20 protein-coding genes are annotated in these 26,160 nt (G+C 42.9%); 14 read left to right on the forward strand and 6 right to left on the reverse strand.

The window, feature by feature from the left end; all coding sequences use genetic code 11:
• The first annotated feature begins 30 nt into the window (after nucleotides 1–30).
• Complete coding sequence (gene dusB / locus IM676_RS17370; protein WP_200988037.1) at nucleotides 31–1,083, forward strand: tRNA dihydrouridine synthase DusB; 1,053 nt, start codon at nucleotides 31–33, stop codon at nucleotides 1,081–1,083.
• On the opposite strand, the gene IM676_RS17375 is transcribed toward dusB, so the two are convergent.
• Both IM676_RS17375 and IM676_RS17380 read right to left on the reverse strand, forming a co-directional pair.
• The gene (locus IM676_RS17375) at nucleotides 1,084–4,167 is read right to left on the reverse strand and encodes a plasmid replication protein, CyRepA1 family (protein ID WP_200988038.1); all 3,084 of its coding nucleotides are present in this window, start codon (nucleotides 4,165–4,167) and stop codon (nucleotides 1,084–1,086) included. It lies immediately after the preceding gene.
• A 329-nt stretch (nucleotides 4,168–4,496) separates the two neighbouring features.
• The gene (locus IM676_RS17380) at nucleotides 4,497–5,801 is read right to left on the reverse strand and encodes a hypothetical protein (protein ID WP_404799806.1); all 1,305 of its coding nucleotides are present in this window, start codon (nucleotides 5,799–5,801) and stop codon (nucleotides 4,497–4,499) included.
• A 502-nt stretch (nucleotides 5,802–6,303) separates the two neighbouring features.
• On the opposite strand from IM676_RS17380, the gene psaA reads away from it, so the two are divergent.
• Together psaA and psaB are read left to right on the forward strand one after the other, a co-directional pair.
• Nucleotides 6,304–8,562 carry a photosystem I core protein PsaA gene (gene psaA, locus IM676_RS17385; RefSeq protein WP_200988040.1) on the forward strand — a complete coding sequence of 753 codons (2,259 nt, stop codon included), beginning with the start codon at nucleotides 6,304–6,306 and terminating at the stop codon, nucleotides 8,560–8,562.
• A 135-nt stretch (nucleotides 8,563–8,697) separates the two neighbouring features.
• Nucleotides 8,698–10,929, forward strand: a complete 2,232-nt coding sequence (gene psaB / locus IM676_RS17390) for a photosystem I core protein PsaB (protein ID WP_200988041.1) — start codon at nucleotides 8,698–8,700, stop codon at nucleotides 10,927–10,929.
• A 108-nt stretch (nucleotides 10,930–11,037) separates the two neighbouring features.
• Here psaB and IM676_RS17395 read toward each other — a convergent pair.
• Nucleotides 11,038–11,912 (reverse strand): IS630 family transposase gene (locus IM676_RS17395; protein ID WP_200986959.1). Its coding sequence is split into 2 segments (ribosomal slippage): nucleotides 11,038–11,580 and nucleotides 11,583–11,912, totalling 873 coding nucleotides; the frame shifts between segments, so codons are not numbered across the junction.
• 80 nt (nucleotides 11,913–11,992) lie between these two features.
• On the opposite strand from IM676_RS17395, the gene IM676_RS17400 reads away from it, so the two are divergent.
• From IM676_RS17400 to IM676_RS17410, 3 genes are all read left to right on the forward strand, one after another.
• The gene (locus tag IM676_RS17400) at nucleotides 11,993–13,444 is read left to right on the forward strand and encodes an ATP-dependent nuclease (RefSeq protein WP_200988042.1); all 1,452 of its coding nucleotides are present in this window, start codon (nucleotides 11,993–11,995) and stop codon (nucleotides 13,442–13,444) included.
• Between the two features lie 284 nt (nucleotides 13,445–13,728).
• Nucleotides 13,729–14,052 carry a hypothetical protein gene (locus tag IM676_RS17405; RefSeq protein WP_225880392.1) on the forward strand — a complete coding sequence of 108 codons (324 nt, stop codon included), beginning with the start codon at nucleotides 13,729–13,731 and terminating at the stop codon, nucleotides 14,050–14,052.
• A complete protein-coding gene (locus IM676_RS17410) occupies nucleotides 14,046–14,519 on the forward strand; it encodes a DUF7689 domain-containing protein (protein WP_200988043.1) in 474 nt (157 codons plus the stop codon). Before IM676_RS17405 ends, IM676_RS17410 begins: the two co-directional genes overlap by 7 nt.
• Nucleotides 14,520–14,800: 281 nt before the next feature.
• Here IM676_RS17410 and trpB read toward each other — a convergent pair whose 3' ends face one another.
• Nucleotides 14,801–16,042: a tryptophan synthase subunit beta gene (gene trpB, locus IM676_RS17415; protein ID WP_200988044.1), complete on the reverse strand. Its 1,242-nt coding sequence runs from the start codon at nucleotides 16,040–16,042 to the stop codon at nucleotides 14,801–14,803.
• A gap of 243 nt (nucleotides 16,043–16,285) precedes the next feature.
• Here trpB and IM676_RS17420 point away from each other — a divergent pair, with 243 nt between their 5' ends.
• From IM676_RS17420 to clpB, 4 genes are all read left to right on the forward strand, one after another.
• Nucleotides 16,286–16,627, forward strand: coding sequence for a translation initiation factor (locus IM676_RS17420; RefSeq protein WP_200988045.1), 342 nt, complete (start codon nucleotides 16,286–16,288; stop codon nucleotides 16,625–16,627).
• 72 nt (nucleotides 16,628–16,699) lie between these two features.
• The gene (locus IM676_RS17425; protein WP_200988046.1) at nucleotides 16,700–16,858 is read left to right on the forward strand and encodes a YqaE/Pmp3 family membrane protein; all 159 of its coding nucleotides are present in this window, start codon (nucleotides 16,700–16,702) and stop codon (nucleotides 16,856–16,858) included.
• A 178-nt stretch (nucleotides 16,859–17,036) separates the two neighbouring features.
• Complete coding sequence (locus IM676_RS17430) at nucleotides 17,037–18,188, forward strand: tetratricopeptide repeat protein (protein WP_200988047.1); 1,152 nt, start codon at nucleotides 17,037–17,039, stop codon at nucleotides 18,186–18,188.
• A gap of 205 nt (nucleotides 18,189–18,393) precedes the next feature.
• On the forward strand, nucleotides 18,394–21,012 hold the full coding sequence (gene clpB / locus IM676_RS17435; RefSeq protein ID WP_200990261.1) for an ATP-dependent chaperone ClpB: 2,619 nt from the start codon (nucleotides 18,394–18,396) through the stop codon (nucleotides 21,010–21,012).
• Between the two features lie 78 nt (nucleotides 21,013–21,090).
• Here the strand turns inward: clpB and IM676_RS17440 are convergent, their stop codons facing one another.
• Entirely contained in the window at nucleotides 21,091–21,645 is a 555-nt protein-coding gene (locus tag IM676_RS17440) for an SRPBCC family protein (RefSeq protein ID WP_200988048.1), read from the reverse strand.
• 253 nt (nucleotides 21,646–21,898) lie between these two features.
• Here IM676_RS17440 and IM676_RS17445 point away from each other — a divergent pair, with 253 nt between their 5' ends.
• Genes IM676_RS17445 through IM676_RS17455 form a run of 3 tightly spaced genes read left to right on the forward strand, consistent with a single transcriptional unit; the run spans nucleotide 21,899 to nucleotide 23,601 of the window.
• Nucleotides 21,899–22,093, forward strand: a complete 195-nt coding sequence (locus tag IM676_RS17445; protein ID WP_200988049.1) for a hypothetical protein — start codon at nucleotides 21,899–21,901, stop codon at nucleotides 22,091–22,093.
• 27 nt (nucleotides 22,094–22,120) lie between these two features.
• A complete protein-coding gene (gene rd / locus IM676_RS17450; protein ID WP_200988050.1) occupies nucleotides 22,121–22,285 on the forward strand; it encodes a rubredoxin in 165 nt (54 codons plus the stop codon).
• Between the two features lie 47 nt (nucleotides 22,286–22,332).
• Complete coding sequence (locus tag IM676_RS17455; protein WP_404799807.1) at nucleotides 22,333–23,601, forward strand: BaiN/RdsA family NAD(P)/FAD-dependent oxidoreductase; 1,269 nt, start codon at nucleotides 22,333–22,335, stop codon at nucleotides 23,599–23,601.
• A 1-nt stretch (nucleotide 23,602) separates the two neighbouring features.
• Here IM676_RS17455 and crtL read toward each other — a convergent pair whose 3' ends face one another.
• The gene (gene crtL, locus IM676_RS17460; RefSeq protein WP_200988051.1) at nucleotides 23,603–24,886 is read right to left on the reverse strand and encodes a lycopene beta cyclase; all 1,284 of its coding nucleotides are present in this window, start codon (nucleotides 24,884–24,886) and stop codon (nucleotides 23,603–23,605) included.
• Nucleotides 24,887–25,097: 211 nt separating this feature from the next.
• Between crtL and lpxD the strand changes: the two genes are divergently transcribed.
• Nucleotides 25,098–26,147 (forward strand): UDP-3-O-(3-hydroxymyristoyl)glucosamine N-acyltransferase, encoded by a 1,050-nt coding sequence (gene lpxD / locus IM676_RS17465; protein WP_200988052.1) that lies wholly within the window; start codon nucleotides 25,098–25,100, stop codon nucleotides 26,145–26,147.
• The last annotated feature ends 13 nt before the right edge of the window (nucleotides 26,148–26,160 follow it).

Genomic DNA, 26,160 nt, shown 5'->3' on the forward strand with positions numbered 1-26,160 from the left:
AAATATCTGATTTTCTCTAATTGAAATTATATGGTTACACTATCTCCTAGTTTAAAAGCTCAACTCTCCCAACCCCTCAAAATCGGCTCCTTCGAGGTCAACAGTCGAGTTTTACAGTCGCCTTTATCAGGGGTGACAGATATGGTATTTCGTCGTCTAGTACGTCGCTACGCCCCAGATTCAATGTTGTATACGGAAATGGTAAATGCTACGGGTTTACACTATGTGAAAGAATTACCCAAAATTATGGAGGTAGACCCCCAGGAACGACCTATCAGTATACAGTTATTTGACTGTCGCCCTGATTTTTTGGCAGAAGCAGCTATTAAAGCGGTTGCTGAAGGTGCGGATACTGTGGATATTAATATGGGTTGCCCAGTCAATAAAATTACTAAAAATGGTGGCGGTTCATCTCTATTGCGTCAACCGGAAGTAGCGGAGGCTATTGTGCGGGAAGTAGTCAAGGCTATAGATGTACCAGTGACTGTTAAAACCCGTATTGGCTGGAATGATCGGGAAATTACTATTCTTGACTTTGCCAAGCGCATGGAAGATGCTGGGGCGCAAATGATTACAGTACATGGACGCACCCGCGCTCAAGGTTACAATGGTAATGCCCGTTGGGAATGGATAGCCCGCGTTAAGGAGATGCTTTCTATTCCCGTAATTGGTAATGGGGATATTTTTTCTGTGGAAGCGGCGGTCAAATGTTTAGAACAAACTGGTGCTGATGGGGTGATGTGTTCTCGTGGGACTTTGGGTTATCCTTTTTTGGTGGGAGAAATTGATCATTTCTTGAAAACAGGGGAAATATTACCAGCGCCAAGCCCAATTCAACGCTTGGAATGTGCCAGAGATCATTTACAAGCATTATGGGAATATAAAGGCGATCGCGGTGTACGTCAAGCCCGAAAGCATATGACTTGGTACGCCAAAGGTTTTGTTGGTGCGGCTGACTTGCGGGGACAGTTAAGTGTCATTGAAACGGTGCAGCAAGGTTTAGATTTAATTGACCGGGGAATTGAGCAGTTACATCAAAGTTATGAACCAATGGAAGAAACAAGTAATTTTCAAGTAGCTTAATCAAATAACTAAAACTCTTGTGGTGCGGGTATCTTGCCCGCTATTGGTTAAACTGGTTAACATTAATTCATCCCGTTGCTGCCAAACTGTAAATATTCTTTCTCTACCATCCGACAAACTTTCTGGATGTATTTGATAAACATCATTTACCTGCTTGAGTTTTAAACCCATCAGATTTAACAGTTGGCTAAGTATCTTGATCGGGGAAATATTACCCTTTCCCTTAATTAAATCAATGTCTAGTAACCTTTTTATGTGTTTACTATGTTGCATGACCACATCTTTAAGCAAAACTAAATCATCATCATCTTCTGTAAATTTTCTTTCTGCTTCTAGAAATTGCAGCATTCCTAAGGCTCTCATCGCCTCAACTTTACAGGTATAAGTTTTTAAATCAGGCAGAAAAACTTGACCATCACCCCAGAATAATTGTTGATGCCATTCTTGCTGGTCTCTCACATGAAAATACTCGCTGTCATGGGTAAGATAATAATGCAGCAGTAATTGGTAATAATACCCTTTTTCGTCCCGTAACTTTAAGGAAGAGGTAACTGGAATGCCATATCTTTGTTTGAGGATATATTTCTCAATTTGGTTACGTTCTGATTCGGTCAGAGAAGGTTTATTTAATAATTTTTCATATTCTAGATAATTAATGTCTCGCGCTTTGCTAACTGCAGTGGCTGCTAATAATTGATGTTGCTGTTTAATTTCTCGAATTTGCCATTTAATCTCTTTAGCTTTTTGACGTTTTTCTGCCCATTCTTTTTGCACTTTCACAATTTCCAAAACTAGTCTTTTGCGGTTTTCTATATCCAGGGTATCTGTTGCCAAAAATGCCAGGCGTAAATCTCTAACAATGTTATTATGTACAGCGTTACTTCGTACCCTAACTTTATGCCCATCTGCTATTAAACCATCTTCCATTGATTGGCGATACAGACGAATGGAAGCATTGACCCTAGCAGACAACTTTGACCAAGTACGCAAATGAATTGGGTCATACACTAATGGCAAGTCTACATTGATTTTATGTAAGGGACTGAGCAAGGCTAAGTTTTCTTTTTGATTTTCTTGATACCAGTCAGCTAGTAATCGATAATTTGTGCTACCACTACCAATTAAACCTATTCCTCGCTTGGCACACCAAACGATACGTGGTACATTATCTCTTATTCTTGCTAATGCTTGTCGTGCTTCTGTGTCAGGAATCACCCCTTGAAAAATACCATAAACTCGGTCGAAGTGTTGGACATCAATACTAATTCCTGTACCAAGGCTAGGAGTCACAAAAATGGCATCATATTCAGGAATTTTTTGATTGATATTTCCCACAAGGTCTACTGCTGCATGACCAGGTGTACTGGTTGTACGACTGCTGATGACTAGAGATTTAGGGAATTGCTGTCTTAATTTTTCTAACCTTTCTTTCAGATACCCTTCTATGGTTTCACAACTGTAACGCCCAGATCGACTATCGGTTGTCACGTAACATTTACGCCCTGCTATTAAATCTAATTCTAGTTGGTGAATCAATGGTGTGGGGTTGGGAGAGTCATAAAATGTTACATCCCATCCGTCCTGGGGTTGCCATTTATTCACTAGTACCCAAGGGGTTAATTTGATTCCTGATAATCCTTGTAAATATTCTAATGATACATCTGATAGGTCGGCATCTTGGGCAATTACTAATCCTTGTGTAGTCAAAACTGTTGAAATTAGCTGTTGAAATAATTTTAAAATTTTAACTCTTTTATGTTTACAAGTATTACTGTTGAGCAGATGCCATAAGGACTGTTCTACTTCATCTAAAATTAATATTGCTCCTTGCCAATCTTGGGGGTTAAGTTTCCAAATTGAATCAACACATAAACCACAAGAGTTAGGTTTTTTAAAGGAATGGATGATCGGGGGTAAATCTTGATCTGATACCATTACAAAGTCGCTATGATTACAGCCCCATTGAATACCAATTTTTTCACACAAAAAGCGACCTAGTTGAATTCTGTGTGTAATTAATAATATGGGTCTATTTGAGGTTTTAGCCTGATTCACAATGGCTTGCAGTGCTGTGGTTTTTCCTGTTCCTTTGCCTGATTTTAGTCCTACTAGTCCAGATGTGGGATAAGATACTTTTTCTAAGTAAGGACAGTTGAGTGTGACTGTAGCTGAGATGGTAAGGTGAGTATGGGGTTTCTTTTGGGCGAGATAAATTTCTAAATCAGCACTTTGGCGATATGCTTTCTCAAAAGCACTTGCACCTTTAGCAACAATTAGCTCATCAACACCTTTTTCTTTTCCTGGGAGTTCAATAACTTTAACAGAACATTTTTTTTCTTGGAGTAAAGAACCTAGTTGGCAAATGGCGTTATTGATAGCCGCAAGTTTTTTCGGTTGAGTTTCAAAATCAAAACAAATATAAAAGTAGCGCTTTGTGGTCGCAAAGGCGGCTAAGTCGGGTATTAGCTGACGAGTGGTGACTTTACCAAATCTATCTTTGACCACCCGATAACCACTGGTAATTCCCGGAATGGCGATCGCCGGGTATCCTTGGGTTAATAATGCTGCGGCCTTCTTGGCACCTTCACAGATAATTACGGGTAAGTTATTTGTCACGACCCATGGCCAAAACCCTGGAGCTCCTCCATAAGCATCAAGATTTATACTGCTGGGCATGGCTACATTATACCGTTGAGAGACTTGCTGCCAAATTTTTAATGTTACCCGCAGACAAAATAACCGTGTTGGTGTCCTAGGTGGATGTTCGTATTTAATGGATTTGCCATTATGATTGATTCGGGGTTGGTTTGGTTTAAAACACCCCCATTCCATTGCTTGCCAATTATTTAGAGGGTCTAGACCGGAACACCACCAACCACCAGCTGTAATGTGGCGATACCTCTGTAACCAACTATTCTTAACCTTGCCAGTGTTTGTACGGGTAATATGATCAGAAATTAGCAGATAATCATAGGCTGATGTGTCTGGGAGCGATTTAAAATTTAGTTTTACTATATCTAGGTCTATACTACTGTTCTTGACCAATTCCTCAAGGTGTGATTCGTGTAAATATTGCAGATGCATGGGGGAACCTTGAACGGAAAACGATGGATTTAAAACTTACCATGTATTCGCCGGTTTTCTATGGGAGAAATCACGATGTTAAAATAAGATTTTTTTACATAGTCATAAGAAATACATCGGTTACCTATGAAGTTGCTGATTCTGTGGGACTCTGTTGCTCAAGTAATAAGCTTGTATTGTAAGATTTGCTGGTGATTAGTTGTAATTTTTCAGTAAATTTCCCTTTTGATCAGTTTTTAGTATTGTGTCGAAAAGGGGCGGCGAGGGTTAGCGATCGCCCTTGACACTGTATGATGGCTGCGCCACCCAAGCGATCGCTTTTAGTTTTGTCAATCCTCCATAGTAGTAACTTTGTATTCCCCAGGCTTTTCCTGCTCTTCCGGTATGGGTGTAGTTTCTGGAACTACTGATGGCACGGTAACGGGCGCGGGAACTATCTCAGGTTGTGTTTCTGATGCAGGTGAGTCAATAATCTCTGGTAGTGTCGGGGGTAAACTGGGTGAGGGTTCGATAAGTTCCTCAGATTTTGGGGTTTCCTGTTGCGCTGCTGTTTCTGGTTCTACAGGTGTTTCTGGAATTTGAGTCTCAGGAATAGGCTGTGGTGAGGGTGTTGTTTCAATGCTGGGAGTAGGTATAGGTTCAGTCAGGGGTTCCTTAGCCGTGTAATTCGGGTCTACAATCCTACGGGCTTCATCTGCTGACAATTCTCCTCTGACAATTCTTGAAAGTGTGTCTTTACCGTTGGGTTGATAATTAATGACTCTGGCTGTAGTATTAAAGGCATTTTTCAGAGGATTTCCTTGATTATCCAGAAATTCTAGTTTGACCCAGTTTTTACCGGGTTTGAATCCTTGGAGGTAAATGGGTTGCCAGCGATCTAAAATAAAGCTTTCATTGTTAATTGTGCAACGGATGCGCCAATCGCTGATGGTATCATTAGGGTTGTCCTCAGCCGCAAGGTGCACAGGAGCGTTAGTTAGGTAAAAGTCGAGTAAGATGGGTTCTGCTCCGTAAGTGCCTTGAGGGCGGCTGTAAGTTAGCACGGGTAGGCTGGGCTCGGGATTATTCTCGTCCGTTTCGGTGAAAATATGAAATGTAGTCTGGGCGTAAGCACCTTCATTTTTAAAGCTTTCGTGCCAAGGACGAGAAGCAAAGGCGCGCAGGGTATGTGTACCTGGAGAGAGGTCTGATAAAATTAAAGGTTGATTTAGATCGTAAACAGCTATGTAAGGTTCATTATCGACAATTACGTGTAGATGGGGACCTAGTTCTAATTGGGAATCTTTAAATATGGGTATGTCCTTTGTCTGAAAGCTGACTGCAACCTGAGTATCTTGAATAACTTCATCAGGTTGTGGAGTGACTATTTTAACTTGGGGTCGATAATTTTCTAAGCTCAGTTTTAGTTCTTGGATGACCTGTGGTGGGGATACTTCGGAAAATTGTTGAGAAATCTGAGAAATTTTTTGAGGACTATTTCTTGGGATACTAGGTACTTCTTGGCTATCAGCTTTTTGACCACAGCCGGTTAGGGTCAATACCAGCACCAGTGTGACCAGGCACCGAAAAATAGTCAATCTCATAGGGGGTATTTGAGATCCAAGCTCTTTATGTAAGGATTTTATGCACTTCATCCTAGTGATAGTTGTCCCAGGGTAAATATATTATTGTGGCTTAAATTCTCTATCGCAGACCATAGCCCAAAAGCTGAAATTTTTCTGGTACTAGATCAGATGTTCTGGGGAATTTCTCAGATAAGTTTAAATTAATTTAAATTAGTTTAAATTATTTAATAATTTTCTCAGGTTTTATCGTAGCAATTAAAACATGAAAAGAAAATTGAATTGAAATCAATCATAAGGTTTACCAATTGTTACCCTTTGTAAATTAAATGAAGAATCTCTTGACTTTTGTGTCAAAAGTTGGAATATACAAGGCTGATCAGACAATTGTTTCAGGGAATTTGAATTATTGTTAAAATGTGTTTAACAATGCACTAGTAATGACTCTATAATTCAACAGAAACAAACTTCCACATAGAGTCTTCATCACTGCTCCAGGAATGTCTGTAGTTTGCGACTAGGTTAACTTTGTGGTAATTATGATTCCTCATTCCTTATCAAGAGAGGAGGTCGAATGACGATTAGTCCTCCGGAGCGAGAGGAAAAAAAGGCAAGAGTGATAGTCGATAAAGATCCGGTTCCTACCTCATTTGAAAAATGGGCAAAGCCAGGACACTTCGACAGAACCTTAGCCAAAGGACCCAAAACCACCACATGGATTTGGAACCTTCACGCCCTCGCCCATGACTTTGATACACATACAAGCGATCTAGAAGACATTTCCCGCAAGATATTCGCGGCTCACTTCGGCCATTTAGCCGTAGTAGCGATTTGGTTAAGCGGGATGTTATTCCACGGCGCTAAATTCTCGAATTACGAAGCTTGGTTAAGCGATCCATTAAATGTGAGTCCTAGCGCTCAAGTCGTTTGGCCAATTGTGGGACAAGACATTTTAAATGGTGATGTGGGCGGCGGATTCCGCGGTATTCAAATCACCTCAGGCTTGTTCCAAGTATGGCGCGGCTGGGGTATTACCAGCTCATTCCAGCTGTATGTAACAGCTATTGGCGGTTTGGTACTAGCAGGCTTGTTCTTATTTGCTGGTTGGTTCCATTACCACAAGCGTGCTCCTAAACTGGAATGGTTCCAGAATGTGGAGTCAATGCTGAATCATCACTTGGCAGTATTGCTAGGTTGTGGTTCTTTGGGATGGACAGGACACTTAATACATGTGTCAGCACCAGTAAACAAACTCTTGGATGCAGGTGTCGCTGCTAAAGATATCCCCTTGCCCCATGAGTTTATTCTGAACAAAGACCTGTTGATCGATTTGTATCCCAGCTTTGCTAATGGGTTAACACCATTCTTCACCTTGAACTGGGGTCAGTATGCTGACTTCCTCACCTTCAAGGGGGGTCTAAACCCAGTAACAGGTGGCTTGTGGATGACAGATATTGCCCATCACCATTTGGCGATCGCAGTTCTGTTCATTATTGCTGGTCACATGTACCGGACAAACTGGGGTATAGGACACAGTATTAAAGAAATCCTGGAAAACCATAAAGGTCCATTCACAGGTGAAGGCCATAAAGGTCTGTACGAAAATCTGACCACATCTTGGCACGCTCAGTTAGCAACTAACCTTGCTTTCTTGGGTTCACTGACCATCATCATTGCTCACCATATGTACGCAATGCCTCCGTATCCGTACTTGGCAACGGACTACGCCACGCAATTGTGTATATTCACCCACCATATGTGGATCGGTGGCTTCCTGATCGTCGGTGGTGCTGCTCACGCTGCTATTTTCATGGTGCGTGATTACGATCCCGTTGTGAACCAAAACAACGTGTTAGATCGGGTGATTCGTCACCGGGATGCTATTATCTCTCACCTGAACTGGGTGTGTATTTTCCTAGGCTTCCATAGCTTTGGACTGTACATTCACAATGATACAATGCGTGCCTTGGGTAGACCTCAAGACATGTTCTCCGACACGGCAATTCAGTTACAGCCAGTATTTGCTCAGTGGGTGCAAAACCTGCACACATTGGCCCCTGGTGGTACTGCTCCTAATGCCTTAGAACCAGTTAGCTATGCCTTTGGCGGCGGGATTCTGGCTGTAGGCGGTAAAGTGGCAATGATGCCCATTGCTTTGGGTACAGCGGACTTTTTAGTTCACCACATCCACGCCTTCACCATTCACGTCACCGTCCTGATTCTGCTCAAGGGTGTACTGTTTGCCCGTAGTTCTCGTCTGATTCCAGATAAGGCTAACTTGGGCTTCCGCTTCCCTTGCGACGGTCCAGGTCGTGGCGGTACCTGTCAAGTATCTGGTTGGGACCACGTGTTCCTCGGATTATTCTGGATGTATAACTCCCTATCGATTGTGATCTTCCACTTCAGCTGGAAAATGCAATCAGATGTCTGGGGTACAGTAGATGCAGCAGGTAATGTGTCTCACATTACTGGTGGTAACTTTGCTCAAAGTGCCATCACCATTAATGGCTGGCTACGTGATTTCTTGTGGGCACAAGCAACACAAGTAATCAACTCCTACGGCAGTGCTTTATCTGCTTACGGTCTACTATTCCTAGGCGCTCACTTTGTCTGGGCATTCAGCTTAATGTTCCTGTTCAGTGGTCGCGGCTACTGGCAAGAACTAATTGAGTCCATTGTTTGGGCACATAATAAACTGAAAGTAGCACCAGCAATTCAGCCTCGCGCCCTGAGCATCATTCAGGGTCGGGCTGTAGGTGTAGCTCACTACCTCTTAGGAGGAATTGTGACAACCTGGGCATTCTTCCACGCACACATCCTATCAGTAGGGTAGTAATTCACTTAATGAGTGCTGGGGGCTGAGTGCTGGGGGGTGAGTAGTTAATTCAAGCTCAAAACCTAGTACTCAAAACTCAGAACTCTAAAAGCTGACACCTGATGGCTAAAGGTCAGAGGATTTATCAAACCTATGGCAACGAAATTTCCAAAATTTAGCCAGGATCTCGCACAGGACCCGACTACGCGTCGGATATGGTATGCGATCGCCACTGGAAACGACTTTGAAAGCCACGATGGCATGACGGAAGAAAATCTTTACCAAAAGATTTTCGCCACTCACTTCGGTCACTTGGCAATCATCTTCCTGTGGGCTTCCAGCCTCCTGTTCCACGTAGCCTGGCAAGGTAACTTTGAACAGTGGATTAAAGATCCCCTTCATGTCCGTCCCATCGCCCATGCGATTTGGGACCCCCACTTTGGCGAACCGGCGATCGAAGCATTTACCCAAGGTGGCGCTAGCAACCCAGTAAACATCGCTTACTCTGGTGTTTACCACTGGTGGTATACCATCGGTATGCGGACGAACAGCGAACTGTACACCGGTTCAGTGTTCCTCCTCTTGTTGGCAGCATTATTCTTATTTGCTGGTTGGTTGCACTTACAACCCAAGTTCCGTCCTAGCCTGTCTTGGTTCAAGAGTGCTGAACCCCGTTTGAACCACCACCTAGCTGGTTTATTCGGCGTTAGCTCCTTAGCTTGGGCTGGTCACTTGATTCACGTTGCTATCCCCGAATCTCGCGGACAGCACGTAGGTTGGGATAACTTCTTAACCACCTTGCCCCACCCAGCAGGTTTAACACCTTTCTTCACAGGTAACTGGGCTGTTTACGCCGAGAACCCTGACACTGCTAGCCATATTTTTGGTACATCTCAAGGTTCGGGTACAGCGATTCTGACTTTCTTGGGTGGTTTCCATCCTCAAACAGAATCCTTGTGGCTGACCGACATGGCTCACCACCACTTGGCGATCGCAGTTCTCTTCATTGTTGCGGGTCATATGTACCGCACTAACTTTGGAATTGGTCATAGCATCAAAGAAATGCTCAATTCCAAATCCGGTTTAATCCCCGGTAGCAAGAGTGAAGGTCAATTCAACCTGCCTCACCAAGGTCTGTACGACACCATTAACAACTCACTGCACTTCCAGCTGTCCTTAGCTTTGGCAGCACTAGGAACCATCACTTCCTTGGTAGCGCAGCATATGTACTCCCTGCCTCCTTACGCTTTCATTGCTAAGGACTACACAACACAGGCAGCGCTGTACACCCACCACCAGTATATTGCTGGCTTCTTGATGGTTGGTGCTTTTGCCCACGCCGCCATCTTCTGGGTACGTGACTACGACCCCGAACAAAACAAGGGCAACGTACTCGACCGGATTTTACAGCACAAAGAAGCGATTATCTCTCACCTCAGCTGGGTATCGCTATTCTTAGGCTTCCACACCCTCGGTCTGTATGTACACAACGACGTAGTAGTTGCTTTCGGTACTCCTGAAAAGCAAATCTTGATTGAGCCTGTGTTCGCCCAGTTCATTCAAGCTGCTCACGGTAAAGTACTGTATGGTTTAGATACTCTGTTATCTAACCCCGACAGCATCGCCTACACAGCTTATCCTAACTACGGCAACGTTTGGTTAGTTGGCTGGTTGGATGCCATCAACTCCGGCACTAACTCCCTATTCTTAACCATTGGCCCTGGCGACTTCTTGGTACACCACGCTTTCGCTTTGGCTATTCACACCACCACCCTAGTACTTGTTAAAGGTGCTTTGGATGCTCGTGGTTCTAAGCTGATGCCCGATAAAAAGGACTTCGGCTATGCCTTCCCTTGCGACGGTCCAGGCCGTGGCGGTACTTGCGACATCTCCGCTTGGGACTCCTTCTACCTAGCTATGTTCTGGATGTTAAATACCATTGGTTGGGTAACCTTCTACTGGCACTGGAAACATCTAGGTATTTGGCAAGGTAACGTTGCTCAGTTCAACGAAAACTCCACTTACTTAATGGGCTGGTTCCGTGACTACCTCTGGGCTAACTCCGCTCAGTTGATTAACGGATACAACCCCTACGGCGTGAATAACCTGTCTGTTTGGGCTTGGATGTTCCTCTTTGGTCACCTAGTTTGGGCAACCGGTTTCATGTTCCTCATCTCTTGGAGAGGTTACTGGCAAGAGTTGATTGAAACCCTTGTTTGGGCCCACGAGCGTACTCCTCTAGCTAACTTGGTTCGCTGGAAAGATAAGCCCGTTGCTCTCTCCATCGTTCAAGCTCGCTTGGTAGGTTTAGCTCACTTCACCGTTGGCTATGTTGTTACCTATGCAGCGTTCTTGATTGCCTCCACTGCTGGTAAGTTCGGTTAATTCCGCTACTAGTTTTGTAGGTGAGTAATAAAAATCCCCTACCAATGGTAGGGGATTTTTTAATGAGAAATTAGCCACTAAAGATAAATATAGCAACCGCCAAGGAGGTTAGGACGCAAAAAGCAAGACATCCTCAATGGCATCTCGTAAAGAATCAAACCGCTCAAGTTTTTTGCGGATTCGACTTTTTAACCAAGACCAACATTTTTCAATCTGATTCAGGTCTGGAGAATAAGGTGGTAGGTACAGCACTTCACACCCTGCGTACTGAATCAGTTGTTGAATGCGCCCACCTTTATGAAATGTGGCATTATCCATCACCACAACCTGTCCTGGTTTGAGTGTGGGAAGCAAACAAGCTTCAAGCCAAGTCTCAAATACTATTCGATTACACGCACCCTCAACAGTGAAAGGAGCTATCAGCTTATGGTTACACAGCGCGGCAATTATGTTCACCCGACCTTCACGACGACCTGATTTAAGTGCATGGAAGCGCTGTCCTTTTGAGTTCCAACCGTAATCATACTGGTCTCGGTTGTCCATTCCTGACTCATCGAGGTATACAATCTTCTCCACAGGTAACTCAGACAACTGCGTTACGAAAGCCTGTCGTTTGACCTCATCGCGCTCACGGTAGCCATAAGTCTTTTTTTTCGCGTAAAACCAATTTTTTTCAAAGCTCTTGAGATTGTGCGATCGCTAATTTCTTCAGGCCAAAGTGAGGCCATCTCTACTTGGGTTTTATCGCCATGTACGGAAGCAAACTCACGAAATTTTTCCCAATCGGTAATTTTGTGACCATTCCCAGGACGCTGATTAGGCAAGGCTTGGAAGTCCCCCGTTTCGGTTTTTCGCTTCAACCATAGGGTGATGGTGTTGCGACTAATATTAAACATTTGACTGGCTTGAGTTTTCTTCAAGCCATCGAGTTCAATCGCTTGGATTACTTTTTGACGAAGGTCGTAACTGTACGGCTTGGGCATATACCTGTAGCAAGCGATCGCTTCACATGAAAAGGGACTACTTATAGTTTATGCTTAAATTACCTTGGCGGTTGCTATATATGGATACAGAAGACATAAACAAAATTAGACAACAACGCTTGGCTGGACAATGGCCTAAATTTTTGGATTCTGTATCCATTGATGGTTTAAGAGGTTGGAATGGTCAATCAATACATTTTGCTTTTCCTGTGACTGCTATTGTGGGTGAAAATGGTACTGGTAAGAGTACGTTCTTGAAAGCATCTGCTTGTGCTTACGAAAATGAAGTAGATAAAAAACGTACCTATTATCCATCAAGTTTTTTTATAGATACACATTGGGATTCAATATCAGGAGTCAATCTAAGCTATACAGTAAGACAAGGTAGCCAAGTTAGCTCTTTCAAAATCAAAAAACCTACTAAGCGGTGGGTTTTTCCGGAAAAACGTATTAAACGCCAAGTCTTCATTTTTGATATTGCACGTACACTGCCTTTGGATGCTTCAGTAGGATATGCAAAGATTGCAAAGTTAGCTGCAAGTGAAATTTCGACAGATGAAATAACACTTGATTACAGGAAGTTTCTTTCTCATATTCTTGGGAGAGACTATACTAAAGCACGTTTTGCTATATCTGATGTTGATGCGAACAGAGAAGTAGGTCTTCTCACAAGGGAGTTTGGTGAAATTTCTCAATTTCATCAAGGTGCGGGTGAAGATACTACACTTGATTTAATGAGAAGTCTCCAATCAATACCAGATACATCTCTACTTATAATTGATGAGGTGGAAGCATCACTACATCCAAGAGCTCAACGCCGACTTATAAGATTCTTACTTTGGCTTAGTCGTCAAAAACGAATACAAATAATTCTCTCAACACATAGTCCCTATGTACTTCAAGAATTACCACAAGAGGCAAGAATCTTGTTACTACCAGGAACATCTGGAAGTAATATTGTTTACGGAGCTACGCCAGAATTTGCATTAAGCCATTTAGATGAAAATGCACATCCTGAATTGTATGTATTTGTAGAAGATAGAGAGGCTGAAATATTTCTACGCGAAATTCTAGCAAGCAGTTCTGAGTCAGCAGAGTTACTAACACGTTTAACAATAGTTCCAGTTGGTCCATCTAATGTGGTTCAAATCATGGGAAATCTTGCAAAAAATCAGAAGTTACCATACAAATCTATTGCTGTACTTGATGGAGATACAAAGTCTAATGATGGTAGTTGCCTCAATCTTCCTGGCAATGAAGCCCCTGAACGAATTGTATTTAATGATTTGAAGGATTTAGCATGGCCTGAGCTTACCGCCAGATTTGGAATTGGAGCTGGAAATCTTTATACATACCTAGAAGATGCTATGTTGGAACCTGACCATCACAAGTGGACATCAATGGTTGGAGATAGAGTAATTAAAAGTTCAACAAGCGTATGGGAAACTTTGGTTAATCAATGGTGTAAATCATGCTTAAATAATGACGTAAGACAAGCTTTATTGAGGGAAATTAGAGATGCAATATCTTAATAAAATGGATCAAATTTCAAATTAATTGAGTTAATTTTTACATAAACAGCTATATTCATTGCAAAAATCAAATCATTTCGCAAGACTTAAGATCCAAGATTTGAACTCATTTCCAAGTAGATAAACATTTATAGCACTATAGAACTATAGGACTCCTATTTGATTTCTGAATAACTCAAAAAGCTGTTTTCCACTCCCTACTCCCCACCTACGCAAGTAAGTTCAAAAATCAAAGCGGATTGCTATATATATCCTAAAATTAAATTAGGTAAATCATCTGGAATATGGAAAAACTACAAACCTCATTTAAACAAAAAGAAATAGAAGAAACTTTCACCACACTTGTCAACCAGTGGCGTGAAGAGAATCGGGGTGTATCATCAACCAATGAAATGTGTATGCACCCAGCCTATCAACAAATTATAGGAATGGGAGAGCCTGTAATACCGTTACTACTCAGAGAACTTGAAAAAAAATCTGGACGCTGGTTTTGGGCATTAAAATCTATTTCTAGACAAGATCCTGTACCTCCAGAGTACAGAGGAAAAACAAAAGAAATGACTAAAGCATGGCTTGAGTGGGGAAAGCAAAGGGGCTATACTTGGTAGGTAATAATCCTTGGGCTAACTATGTCAAAAAATTTATTGAGCGTGATTTTCCCAACTTAGTTACACAGGGATACAAGCTAACAAGTCCAGATACTATTGACTATAACTGTGTTGCTTGGGCAGCAGAGGATGACGAAACATGGTGGTGGCCAGATGCTCAAAATCAGGAATATTGGCCACCTGGTGTCCCCAGAGAAGAAACTCTTGAGGCTTTTCAGCAAGCATTTGAAACACTTGGATATAAAGTATGTGACGATGATACTTTAGAAACAGGATTTCAGAAAATAGCAATATATCTTAATGCTAACAAAATACCAACCCATGTTGCTAGACAATTGCCAGATGGAAAATGGACTAGCAAGCTAGGTTCAGATGAAGATATAGAGCATAATAATTTGCAAGGATTAACAGGTAATCCTGGTTATGGTGAAGTTGCCTGTTTTATGAAAAAACCTATAAAAGTATAGAAAATATAAAAATTTTGGATTTTCCTGGATCTAGACTTTTCTGATATGCGCCGTTTTCCACCAGGTAAATATCCAGGTATTTTATGATTGCGATCGCCTAATCGTAACCGTCAAGCTGTCCTAGAAATTTTAACTCTGGTGGTGAATGAACAACCTTGAGCAATGTTGAAAGGATGTCTGGTAGTTGCAGATGAAATCCAAACCAGAATCCGCCTTCCATTTCCACTAAATATAAATTTTCAAGTATGTAAATGGGAGTTTACATACTTGAATTTTCACTGTTATTCTGGCATTAAAAACTTGGCGACAGTTTGCACATCCTTATCACCACGTCCAGAACAATTAAGGACAATTCGGGGACTACCACTCAGTTGAGGACAGAGGGTTTCTAAATAGGCGATCGCATGGGCGGTTTCCAAAGCGGGTATAATGCCCTCCAAGCGAGATAGACGCTGGAAAGCTGCCAAAGCCTCCCCATCGGTGACGCTGTAATATTCCGCTCGTCCCATATCCTTCAAATAACTATGTTCAGGTCCCACCCCCGGATAATCTAAACCTGCACTAATAGAGTGGGCCTCAATAATTTGTCCCTCTTCATCTTGCAACAGATAGCTCATTGCCCCGTGTAATACACCAATCTGTCCTTTTGTCAAGGTAGCAGCGTGTTTTTGTGTATTCACACCTTCGCCGGCGGCTTCTACGCCAATTAAGCGAATAGAAGGCTCATTGACAAACTCGTGAAATAATCCCATAGCGTTGGAACCACCACCCACACAAGCAATGAGAATCTCTGGTAAACCCCCCCACTTTTCCACCGCTTGGGCGCGGGTTTCTTGACCAATCACAGCGTGAAAATCCCGTACCATCATCGGGTAAGGATGGGGTCCAGCTACGGAGCCTAAAATATAATGGGTTGTTTCCACATTGGTCACCCAATCGCGGATCGCCTCAGAAGTCGCATCCTTGAGGGTTCCCGTTCCCGCTTCCACCGGACGCACTTGGGCCCCCATCAAGCGCATTCTAAACACATTCAACGCTTGGCGTTCCATATCATGAACGCCCATGTAAATCACACATTCCAGGCCAAACCGAGCGCAAACTGTAGCTGTAGCTACTCCATGCTGTCCTGCGCCGGTTTCCGCAATAATTCTTTGCTTACCCATGCGCTTGGCTAACAATACTTGACCCAGAGCATTATTAATTTTATGAGCGCCAGTGTGATTTAAATCTTCACGTTTTAAGTAAATTTGCGGACCTGTACCATCTGGGCGGGCATAATGAGCCGTGAGGCGTTCCGCAAAATACAACGGTGTAGCGCGTCCCACATAGTCTTTTAATAACTGTTGTAATTCCTCTTGAAAACTGGGGTGATGGCGGTATTGCTGATAAGCTAATTCTAATTCAGCTAAGGCCGGCATCAGTGTTTCCGGGACGTACTTACCGCCAAAGCGTCCAAAGCGTCCTTGGATATCGGGAACCTGAGCATTAAATTGGGAATTTGGAGAGAGGGGTGTGGTAGTCACGGAAAATTTTAGATCACAGGATGAATGTAATTATTTTAAAACGATTTCCCAATTCTCAGTCGTCTAGATCCTGGGAATCTTTTACCTACTGCTGGGAGGAAACTGGAACAATGCATTTGTGCGGTTAGCTTTCATCCCTTGGCGAAAGTTACCATAGTGATAGGGTAGCCAGAGTCAGAAAAGGTAACTGCGCTACTGTATATTACTTGCCAGATGAGATTTTTTTTCTGAATCACAAAATTTATGTCCTCTTCTAAATCTTCTGACAATCGCTTTGTCTACCGTGAATTTGGTGATGATCACTCTGCTGCTACACAAAGGGCGATTCCGGAATTACCACCCCAGCAACAAAACCTGAAGATACAGGCTTCCCGCAAGGGACGCAAGGGGAAAACTGTGACAGTCATTACTGGTTTTCAAACCAAACCGGAAGTTTTAGCTGGTTTAGTTAAGCAGTTGAAAACTCAATGCGGTACAGGTGGGACGGTCAAGGATAATGAAATTGAAATTCAGGGCGACCATAAACAGAAGATTTTGGAGATTATGACTACATTAGGTTACAAAGCCAAAATTAGCGGTGGCTGATCGGTGTGGTTTATTTTGTACATAGTGTTTAAATTACTAAGCAGGTGGTTCTAATCTGCTCAGGAGGTTATCATGGATTTGATTCGGATTTTGTGTGCTATTTTTCTTCCCCCTCTGGGAGTGTTTTTACAGGTGGGGTTCGGTCTAGATTTTTGGATTAATATCTTGTTGACTTGTTTGGGTTATATTCCCGGAATCGTCCACGCAGTCTGGGTAATTGCTAGGAAATAAAGGTTTGGGGGGGTAGGTTTGTGAGCCTATCCTCCCAATCGGGGTGAAAATTCAGGATGTGATTGTTTACAGAACGCGATCGCTTTTCGTTGTCACTTTCTTTTTTTTATGTGTTTATTGGAAGTAGGCAATTCCATGTGCTGTTATGATATACACAATTAATAATTGGCACTGACAGATGGTAGTTAAAATCAACAATACCCAATTTCCCAAGTTACTGAGAATAATACCCAGCACAGTATTAGGGATATCCATAGTCTTAGCACAGCCCCAGGTAGTGGCTGCAATGTGCAATACAAGCCAATGTGATGTAACCAACTCTGGAAAGTGGAAACAGGGAAAGCAGTTACAAACGCGTAATTATTTTTTTGAAGGTATAGATAAGCTCGAAAAAAGAGAATACCAAGGAGCGATCGCTGATTTTTCAGAAGTCCTCAAGATTGATCCTGAGTTTTTTGAAGCCTACATTTTGCGAGGGATTGCCCGGAGTAAATTAGAAGACTATAAAGGGGCAATAACTGATTATACTCAAGCTATCAAGATTAATCCTAACGATGCTGATATCTACCATAATCGAGGAATTGCCCGTAGTAGTTTAGAAGACTATAAAGGGGCAATAGCCGATTATACCCAGGCTATCAAAATTAATCCTAATGATGCTAATATTTACCATAATCGAGGAATTGCCCGTAGTAGTTTAGAAGACTATAAAGGGGCAATAGCCGATTATACTCAAGCTATCAAAATTAATCCTAACGACGCTGATACCTACTATGTCCGGGGAAATGCCCGTAGTAGATTAGAAGACTATAAAGGGGCAATAACTGATTATACTCAAGCTATCAAGATTAATCCCAACGATGCTTATATCTACTATAATCGGGGAATTGCCCGTAGTAGATTAGAAGACTATAAAGGGGCAATAGCTGATTTCAATCAAGTTATGAGGCTAAATCCTAATGATGCTGATATATACCGGTATCGAGGAATTGCCCGTAGTGAGTTAAGAGACTATCAAGGGGCAATAGCCGATTTCAATCAAGCCATTAAAATTGACCCCAGTAATGCTTATAACTACTATAATAGGGGAATTACCAGGTTTCGACTACAAGACTATCGACAAGCGATTGCTGATTTTAATCAAACTATCAAAATTGACCCTAGCTTGCCTCCAGCCTACCTAAACCGGGGAATTTCCCGTCTTGGTTTGGGAAATAAGCGGGGTGCAATATCTGACCTGGAGGAAGCAGCAAAGCTCTATCAGCAACAGGGAGATCAAGAAACCTATCAAAACACTTTAGAGTTGATTAAGCAGATTCGGTCTCTTTGAAATCTCATGTAGGTTATACTCGATTCTTCCTAAGAAGATTTGTAAATTCAGGAGCAGGGGAAGGGAAATACCACTCACAGAAGACGTGAACACCGATCTCGCTGATCAGGGCTGCTGCTTACAATATGGATTAACAATAGAAATTTTCAGTCGGCGCAGCCTGAAGGTATTTATCCTTGGCGGTTCTTTATTATTGCAAAAGCCTATGCAACCCACTAATCCTAATCAATTTACCGAAAAAGCTTGGGAAGCGATCGCCCATACCCCAGATATTGCTAAACAACATCAGCAACAGCAGCTCGAAAGTGAACACCTGATGAAAGCTTTGCTAGAACAAGACGGTTTAGCTAGCAGCATATTCACTAAAGCGGGTGTTGATTGGCAAAGAATCCGCGATCGCACTGAGCAATTTCTCCAACGCCAACCAAAAGTATCTGGTAGCAGTACATCGGTATTTTTGGGTCGCAGTTTAGATACACTATTAGATAGAGCAGATAAATATCGTCAGGATTTCCAAGACGAATATATTTCTATTGAACATTTATTACTGGCTTACGCCAAAGATGACCGCTTTGGTAAAGCTTTATGCCAAGAATTCGGTTTAGACGAAGGTAAACTCAAAAAAATCATTAAGGAAATTCGTGGGAGTCAAAAAGTGACCGACCAAAATCCCGAAGGAAAATACCAATCACTGGAAAAATACGGACGTGACCTGACAGAAGCAGCACGTAAAGGTCAACTTGATCCAGTTATTGGCCGGGATGATGAAATTCGCCGCACCGTGCAGATTCTATCGCGACGTACCAAGAATAATCCCGTGCTAATTGGTGAACCAGGTGTTGGTAAAACCGCCATCGCTGAAGGACTCGCACAACGAATTATTGCTGGTGATGTTCCCCAGTCCCTAAAAGACCGGAAATTAATCGCCTTAGATATGGGTGCTTTAATCGCGGGGGCTAAATTCCGGGGGGAATTTGAAGAACGTTTGAAAGCAGTATTAAAAGAAGTTACAGAATCCCGCGGGAATATAGTCTTATTTATTGATGAAATTCATACCGTAGTCGGTGCTGGTGCTACCCAAGGCGCTATGGATGCGGGTAACCTGTTAAAACCCATGTTAGCCCGGGGGGAGTTGCGTTGTATTGGGGCGACTACCTTAGATGAATATCGTAAATATATTGAAAAAGACGCAGCTTTAGAACGACGCTTCCAGCAAGTATATGTAGATCAGCCCAGTGTAGAAGATACAATTTCTATATTGCGGGGGTTGAAAGAACGCTATGAAGTCCACCATGGGGTAAAAATCTCCGACAGTTCTTTAGTTGCAGCAGCTATATTGTCTAATCGGTATATTAGCGATCGCTTCCTTCCAGATAAAGCCATTGACTTGGTAGACGAAGCTGCGGCGCGGTTAAAAATGGAAATTACCTCTAAACCAGAGGAACTAGACGAAATCGACCGCAAAATTTTGCAATTGGAAATGGAAAAGCTGTCCTTGCAAAAAGAAACAGATGCAGCTTCTAGAGAACGTTTAGAAAGAATTGAAAAAGAACTAGCTGATCTCAAAGAAGAACAAAGAACCCTGACTGCTCAATGGCAATCAGAAAAAGATATTATCAACAAAATTCAGTCAATTAAAGAAGAAATTGACCGAGTTAATTTGGAAGTACAGCAAGCAGAAAGAAATTACGACCTGAATCGCGCTGCAGAGTTGAAATTTGGGAAGTTAACAGATTTACATCGCCAATTAGAAGCCACAGAAGGGGAATTAGCTAACGCCCAAAAAACTGGTAAATCCCTATTGCGTGAAGAAGTCACAGAAGCTGACATTGCGGAAATTATTTCTAAGTGGACAGGAATCCCCATCAGCAAGTTAGTAGAATCAGAAAAAGAAAAACTGCTACATTTAGAAGATGAACTACACCGTCGCGTCGTGGGACAAGCTGAAGCAGTTACAGCTGTAGCAGATGCTATCCAAAGATCCCGCGCGGGACTAGCTGACCCCAATCGTCCCACAGCTAGCTTTATTTTCCTCGGTCCGACTGGTGTCGGTAAAACTGAGTTAGCCAAAGCCCTGGCGGCCTATATGTTCGACACACAAGAGGCTTTAGTGCGTATTGATATGTCGGAATATATGGAGAAACACGCGGTTTCCCGGTTAATTGGTGCGCCTCCTGGATATGTGGGTTACGAAGAAGGGGGACAGCTCACCGAAGCCATTCGCCGTCGTCCTTATGCTGTGATTCTCTTCGACGAGATCGAAAAAGCACACCCGGACGTATTTAATATTTTCCTACAAATTCTTGATGATGGTCGTGTTACCGATGCCCAAGGTCATACTGTGGACTTTAAGAATACGATTATTATCATGACTAGTAATATCGGTTCTCAGTATATTCTTGATGTGGCGGGGAACGCTACACAGTACGATGAAATGCGCCGCCGAGTTATGGAAGCTATGCGCAATAGTTTCCGCCCAGAGTTCCTGAATCGTATTGATGAAATGATTATCTTCCACGGTTTGGAAAAACAGGAACTGCGCCAGATTGTGCTAATACAACTACAAAGATTAAGGGAAAGATTAAGCGATCGCAAGATATCCCTGAGAATATCCGATGCAGCCCTTGACTTTTTGGCAGAAGTAGGATATGATCCAGTATACGGAGCGCGTCCACTCAAGCGAGCCATTCAAAGAGAGTTAGAAACTCAAATTGCTAAGGCTATCTTACGCGGTGAATTTAACGACGGCGACACCATTTTTGTTGATGTCCAAAATGAGCGTCTTTCCTTCAGTCGCTTACCTGTAGAACTGTTTACCAGTTAACCAAAACAGAACTCCGCCGTTACCTAGGTTAGATTCAGTATGGGGGCAATGACTTGCCCCCTGTTGGACAACAGAGTACTATATTTTTACTAAAACTTGTCGCATATTACGCATATTTGCAGGTAACTCAAAATTCATAGCTTGTTGAATAAAAACTGAGGGGATGGGAATATTAGGGGTAGCTTGTACTTGGTATGCTAACAAAGTGCCATTACCCAAATCTTTGAGGTCTAAAGTGGCTGTAAAGTCTAGGAAACTCCCTCTTTCCATGCGGAATTGAATTTGTTCCCCCAGTAATTCCACCACATGAAGATAAATTTCTACTTCAGCTGTAAGAAATAAAAATTTCTTTTGTGCTGCTTGATACAGTCGCTTCACTTTGTCTTGTGAGAGAACTTGACTTTTGATAATATCAGGAAAATATTCCACCCAACGACGGTAATCAGTTAATTGCTGCCATACATGGGATCTCAATAATGGTAAATACATCCAAGCTGTAACCGCACCACCCCAAGGGGTATGGGGTAGGGTTTGTAATAAAATCTCACCGTGCATGAGGGACAATTGCTTGTCTTGACTCCAAGGGATATTCAAACCTGTGATCATCGAGTTGGAGATATGAAACGCAGACATATTAATTTTAGTTACTCCACAACTTCTCTAGCTATGAGCTATGAAACATCGAAACCATTCCATAGTATCTACTGGAACCAGTTAAGTTCTAGTTCCATCGGGTTTTATCCTGCCTCTACCAATCATTTAACCGAAATCATACTGAATATATGGCTAAAAAACGTATTTCTTATCACTTTTTATCAAAACTATAACTAAAATACATGGGATTTCAACTAGACTATTAATTAATTTGATTTGTGAGGGAAACTCGGTGAATCAATCTTCCTTAAATCGGACATTAACCCAAATTTTTGCCATGCTTCTGGGTATGGGACTAGCCATGTGGGTAGTTAGAGGTTTTGGTATGCTGACATTTATTCCCGGTGGAGTCATTAAACTGTTGTTACTAGGGGCGATTACCATAGGGGTAATTAGCTATCTCAAAAGAACCTGGTGGCGGTTTTAGTGTCAATATGATTGCGGAGTGAAAACTATGGAAAAGTATCTATGTACAGTGTGTGGCTACGAATATGACCCAGAAATAGGCGATCCTGATGGCGGGATAGCTCCCGGAACGCCCTTTGAAGAATTGGGGGAGGATTGGGTTTGTCCTGTGTGTGGAGTCACAAAAGATTTATTTGAACCGGTAGAACTGTGACAATCACCGCTGGTTCCTAGATGTAACTATTATAGAAGTTTTTAGCCTTGAATATTCAAAGACCAACCTTAAATATTGTAGTGATTGGAGGTGGAGCAGCGGGGTTTTTTGCTGCGATCGCTTGTGCTGAAGTTAATCCTGATGCCCAAGTTACCCTCATTGAAGCTAGTCGTCAACCACTAGGGAAAGTGTTGATTTCCGGTGGAGGGCGCTGTAATCTCACCCATGCTTGCTTTGAACCAGCTAGATTAGTACAAAATTACCCCAGAGGTGGTAAAGCTTTAAGGGGTGCTTTTAGCCGCTTTCAAGCTCAGGATACAGTAGCTTGGTTTGAAAACCACGGAGTCCGGTTAAAAACAGAAGCTGATGGGCGGATGTTTCCCATCACAGATAATTCTGAAACAATTGTGGAATGTTTGATTAAAACTGCGGCCTCAGCAGGGGTAAAATTACAGACCAATACCCGGGTAGTTGGTGTGAAAAAACTTCCCCAAGCACCAGGGTTTGAAATTATGCTCAAGTCTGGAACCGAACAAAAATGCGATCGCCTGCTTTTGGCTACAGGAAGCAACCCTATGGGTTATAAAATTGCCAGGGAGTTGGGTCATCACATTGAAACCCCCGTACCTTCTTTATTCACCTTTAATATTCCTGACCCCAAATTCCGGTTATTGGCGGGGGTGAGTGTTAACCCTGTACAATTGCGGCTATCTGGTACAGGTAAACCCCCTCTACAACAAACTGGACCATTGTTAATTACCCACTGGGGTATGAGTGGCCCTGCTGTCCTGAAACTTTCGGCTTGGGGGGCCAGATTTTTGCACGAAAACCGCTATCAAGCTAAATTATTGGTGAATTGGCTACCGGACTTTAATCAAGAACAAGTGCGGCAAAAAATCTTAGCAGTTAAGACACAATGGGGTCAAAAAGCCATAGTCTTACATCGTGGGGTTGACCTACCGCACCGCCTCTGGCAATATCTTATTGACCGCATTGGCATAACGACAGAAGACCGTTGGGCTGAACTATCCAACAAAAAATTAAATCAGCTCATTCAAGAACTCACCCAGGGAGAATATTTAATTACAGGTAAAGGAGTGTTTAAAGAGGAATTTGTCACCTGTGGTGGTGTTAATCTCAACGAAGTTAATTTTAAGACTATGGAGAGTAAGTTAATTCCCGGTCTTTATTTTGCTGGAGAAATTTTAGATATTGATGGAATCACCGGCGGGTTTAACTTTCAAAGCGCTTGGACAACTGCATATTTAGCTGGTAAGTCCATGGGAAGTGAACTAGCTAACCGTGGCTATACCTAACCTATTTACTCCTGCTGTCGGGTTTGTTTTCTGGGTCAATATTGACTTGAGGATGCCAAACTTGCCACAATAAAGCCCGATCGCTCCAAGCAGAGCGCATTAAATTCCAGCGCACCTCGTTAGTAGTTCGACCAAACAGAGTGAGCATGGTTTGCAGCATTTCGGGAATAGACAGGGTATTTGCTAAAAAACCGCTCCACTGGGGTAAGGATAACTGGAAAAATGAAGCAAAGAAAGCTTGCAGGGTCTGGTCGTCAAACCGCATTAAATTTTCTAAACCGAACCGGTATAAGGCGTGTTTACGGATTTCTTCCGTTGACCATAGGGTTTGCCATCCTGTGGCTGCAATCTCCCCAGGAGACCCATTAGGATGATTCACAGCCTGGGCGATCGCTGCTGCTAATCCGGGGGCTCGTCGAATCAACGCCCCTACCATATAACCGGATGCAGGATGTACCATACTAGCAGCGCCACCAAAGCCCATGACGGGTTGATTGATCAAAGGTAGGGGTAAATTCATGGGGAACAGACAGTATTCAATGTGATGGATGTGATTTACCTGCACACCTCGAAAGGCTAAACGTTGATACAACCGCTTTTTCAATACCTCAAAGGAAACTGCGGGACTGTTGGCGAGGGAGGTTTCTTCCACAAAAAATACACCGCCGCCTAAATCCATGGCGTAGAGAAATGTGGGGGGTTCTTTCCGTTCCGCTGGTGATAGATGATCGCTGCGGTAGTCCATTAAAACAAACTGTTGGGTTTCAATGGGTGGTGAGGAAAAAGTGCCGACGATGCCATAAGCTGCTTGATAGGCTATGGGATTGCTTTCGGGTCTTTTTAACAGCGCCGCTTTGTGACCACTGACATCAATCACCACTCTGGCGGCTACTTTTGCTCCTTGGGTTGTGGTGACCCATGAATGAGTTGGTAAATGCTCAATGCTGGCAGCAGTACCCTGATGCCATACCATTTTACCCCGATCGCACTGTTTTAAGAAGTGTGACTGTAGCTTGACATTATCAAATAAACCATACTCCCGCTGCAGCGATATTTTTTGATCAAGGGTGTAGGTGACACAGTTTTGCCAACGATGGCTGAGAAGATGGGTCATATTCATTGGTTCTAACTCATCGCACCAGATACCGTATGTATTTGACCACTCTACCGGGGGGGGTGTGGTTGCTAAACCTGCAACCCTCAGACCTTGATTACACAGGGCGGCGGCGATCGCCAATCCTCCCGGTCCAGAACCAATGACTAAAGCATCAAATACCAAGCTCATACCACCTATACCCTAAAATGCACTACTACACTCCATTTTAGGGTATTGCTTAGTTCCAGTTTGATATCTTCTCCCTTTCACCCCTATGGTGTGGAAGTGCTAGATATTTGTAATTAGTGGGCATTTAAAAATTTGGTTTTATATCCAGTGTAATTGTTCAGAAATGTCCTTGTCTATGCTTCAATCTTTTTAGATTTGAATACACCTAAACATGAAATTCAGCGAAATTATCGGTAGACTGGGTGAAGGTGTCATAGAGCATAGCCTCATCACAACCCCAGAGGATGACCCAGAAATTACAGGTTTAGCTGCTTTAAATGAAGCTACATCTGGTCAGCTTAGTTACGTCGAAGGGGCAAGATTCGCTACTTTTGTCAGCCAGACCCACGCTAGCGCTTTAATCTTACCCCAGGATAAAACACTACAGTCCCAAGCAGAAGAGCGGGGTATGGCCTGGATAGCTACCCCAGAACCCCGACTGTTGTTTGCCCAAGCGATCGCACTTTTTTATCAACCATACCGTCCCAGCCCAGAAATTCACCCCACTGCGGTGATTCATCCCACAGCTAAACTTGGTAATGATGTTTATATTGGTCCCCATGTGGTGATTTCCCAAAAGGTGGAAATTGGTAATGGTGCGATTATTCATGGTAATGTCGTCATTTATCCTGATGCTACAATTGGCGATCGCACCATTTTACACGCTAACTGTACCATCCATGAACGTACCCGCATCGGTGCGGATTGTGTAATTCACAGTGGGGCTGTGATTGGTGCAGAAGGCTTTGGTTTTGTACCTACAACCACAGGCTGGTTAAAAATGGAACAGTCAGGTTATACCGTCCTTGAAGATGGGGTAGAAGTTGGCTGTAATAGTGCTATTGACCGCCCGGCTGTGGGAGAAACACGGATAGGCAGCGGGACAGTAATTGATAATTTAGTACAAATAGGGCACGGTTGCCAAATTGGTGCAGGTTGTGCTATAGCCGGGCAAGCTGGACTAGCTGGAGGGGTGAAAGTGGGGAACAGGGTGATCTTAGCTGGACAGTCAGGAGTATCCAATCAAGTAAAAATTGGTGATGGGGCGATCGCCTCTGCTAAATCAGGGATTCATCATAATGTGGCTGCGGGGGAAATTGTCTCCGGTATGCCGGCAATTCCCCATAAACTATATCTCAAAGCATCTGCGATTTACAATCGCCTACCGGAGATGTATCAATCCCTCAGACAATTACAACGACAGAGGGAAAAAAGTGACTAACTAATGACTAACT

This window comes from Anabaenopsis elenkinii CCIBt3563 (assembly GCF_015245355.1).
Classification (GTDB): domain Bacteria; phylum Cyanobacteriota; class Cyanobacteriia; order Cyanobacteriales; family Nostocaceae; genus Anabaenopsis; species Anabaenopsis elenkinii.